The sequence below is a fragment of the Moorena sp. SIO4E2 genome, from assembly GCF_010671945.1.
Lineage (GTDB): Bacteria > Cyanobacteriota > Cyanobacteriia > Cyanobacteriales > Coleofasciculaceae > Moorena > Moorena producens.
This window is the reverse complement of record NZ_JAAHIE010000866.1, coordinates 1-2,415: the sequence shown is the minus strand read 5'-3', so window position 1 is coordinate 2,415 and position 2,415 is coordinate 1. Positions and strand designations below refer to the sequence as shown.

Below are 2,415 nucleotides of genomic sequence, written 5' to 3'. Positions count from 1 at the left end.
AAGTATTAGTAGCTTTTGAACATGGTGATGTCCGTTTGCCCTATATTATCGGGTCTTTGTGGAATGGTAAAGAATTACCACCAGCAACTAATGAAGATGGTGCTAATAATATCCGGGTAATCAAATCCCGTAGCGGTCATGTCATCCGTCTCAATGATGAAGAGGGGGCAGAAACTATTGAAATTGTCGATAAAACCGAGAAAAACAGTATTATTTTTGATACAGCTAACAACACTATTGCTATTACCACCGATGGAGACATTACTTTATCAGCATCCCAAGGTAATATTAAACTAGAAGCACAAAATATTGAAATCAAATCTTCAGCAGATACCAAAATTGAATCCGGTGCAGGAATGGATATTAAAGCCAGTAGCACCATGAATCTTAAAGGTCAAACTATTAATCTCAACTAGGTAAGCAATCAGCAATCAGCAATCAGCAATCAGCAATCAGCAAATGCGCACGCTACGCGAACAGCAATCAGCTTTAATTATGGGACAACCAGCAGCCAAACAAGGGGACCAAATTACCGCTATTGATACTCATATTGTGATGGTACCCTCAGGACCAGTAACAGTACCAACTCCTTTACCCCATCCTTTTGCGGGCATTATTAACGGCAACCTCAGCAGTGATGTCAATATTATGGGAATGCCAGCAGCAACTGTAGATAGCACTGCGGATAATACTCCACCTCATATTCCCACACCTCCTGGCACTGCCTTTCAAAGTCCTCCTGCTAATAAAGGAACCATTAAAATTGGTAGCCCAACGGTAAAAATTAACGGTAAACAAGCAGCCAGAAATGGAGATATTGCTGAGACTTGTAATGATCCTGCCGATTTACAAATCGGACAAGTAATCGCAGTCGGTACAGTTTTTATTGGCTGAAACGGAGAAGATGATATCCCCCCTAAATACCCTTAATAAGGGAGATGAGATCCCCCCTAACCCCCCTTAATAAGGGGGGGATATGATTCCCTGTTCCCTGTTCCCTGTTCCCTGTTCCCTAAAGCCCAAAAAAAAATTTGTATCTCACATAATTTAAAAACGCTATATGTCTAAACCATTTTTAGGTGTTGGAGTAGGATTTCCCATCAGTTTAGATACTAAGGGAGATTTCCAAATTGCGGAATATGAAGAGAGTGTACGCCAGTCAATTGTAATTATCCTTGGTACTGCCAAAGGTGAGCGAGCCATGCGTCCTGACTTTGGTTGCAGCATTTATGATTTAGTTTTTGAGCCCAATTCACCTGCCACTGCTGGTAAAGTATCCCAAGCTATACAGGAAGCCCTACTGTTCTTTGAACCCCGCATTGATGTTATAGATGTGCGCGTTCAATCCCCTATTCCAGAACAAATGCTGGTCAGTATCGACTATCAAGTGCGAGCAACCAATAATGTCTTTAACCTAGTTTATCCATTTTATCTAGAAGGAAGTGCAGGTTAATGGCAATAAAAGCTCCTAAAATTGATTCTAGAACGGCAGAGACTATTGCCGCTCAGGTGCAGCAACTGCTGGAACAGTATACAGGAGAAACTAAAGATCTTGAAGGAACGAGTGGTGCTATAGTTAATATCTTTGCCCGTTTTGGCGAGATTATTATCGAGCGACTCAATCAAGTTCCCAATAAAAACTTCTTAGCGTTTTTAGATTTATTAGGAGCGTCTCGGTTACCACCCCAACCAGCACGAGTACCCTTGACATTTTCCTTAGCTGGCGGAACTACCGTTGATGCAGTAGTGCCAAAAGGAACACAAGTTGCTGCTCCTCCAGCGGAAAGAGAACAAGACCCTGTTATTTTTGAAACTGAACGGGAATTGGTAGTAACAGCCGCAAAATTAGAGTCTATTTTTGTGCGGGACCCCCAACAGGATTTGTATAGCGATCGCAGTTCAATTATTACTACGCCAGCATCACCAGGTGTTGATATTTTTCGGGGCAACCAAGAGATTGAACATAGTTTATACATTGGGCATAGCAAACTTTTAGGGTTTGCTGAAATTGATAGGTTTAAAGTAACGATTAATTTATCAGAAGTCCTTGGTACTCCAGGAGAAGTAACATGGCAAATTTGGCAGGAAACAGAAGATGGAGCTAATTGGCAAGATATTACACCGATAAATGATGGAACTCAAGGCTTGACGAGCCTTGACGATCGCGAAATAGAATTTAGTAATATTACCGCTTTACCGTTAACTACTGTTAATTCAGTAACTAGTCGTTGGATTCGCTGCCAGTTAGTTACTCCCATTACCAGTGTCAATCAATTACCTAAAATTGCGGATATCAAACTTGAAGCTAATATTCGTTCCACTGAACTATTAATCGAAACGGCTTTTCTTAATCAATTACCCGTTGATTTAACTAAAGAGTTTTTCCCGTTTGGTGAAAAACCGAAGCTAGGAGAT

At 41.1% G+C, this 2,415-nt stretch carries 2 protein-coding genes and 2 pseudogenes; all 4 read left to right on the top strand.

Annotation, left to right across the window (positions count from 1 at the left end; genetic code table 11):
* Positions 1–416 (top strand): annotated as a pseudogene (locus tag F6K37_RS38330) (phage baseplate assembly protein V); the annotation flags it as partial.
* Between the two features lie 79 nt (positions 417–495).
* Positions 496–894 (top strand): PAAR domain-containing protein, encoded by a 399-nt coding sequence (locus F6K37_RS38325; protein ID WP_502887815.1) that lies wholly within the window; start codon positions 496–498, stop codon positions 892–894.
* A gap of 166 nt (positions 895–1,060) precedes the next feature.
* Positions 1,061–1,453, top strand: a complete 393-nt coding sequence (locus F6K37_RS38320) for a GPW/gp25 family protein (RefSeq protein WP_287256326.1) — start codon at positions 1,061–1,063, stop codon at positions 1,451–1,453.
* Positions 1,453–2,415: pseudogene (locus F6K37_RS38315) on the top strand (hypothetical protein); the annotation flags it as partial. The gene F6K37_RS38320 and the pseudogene F6K37_RS38315, both read left to right, overlap by 1 nt.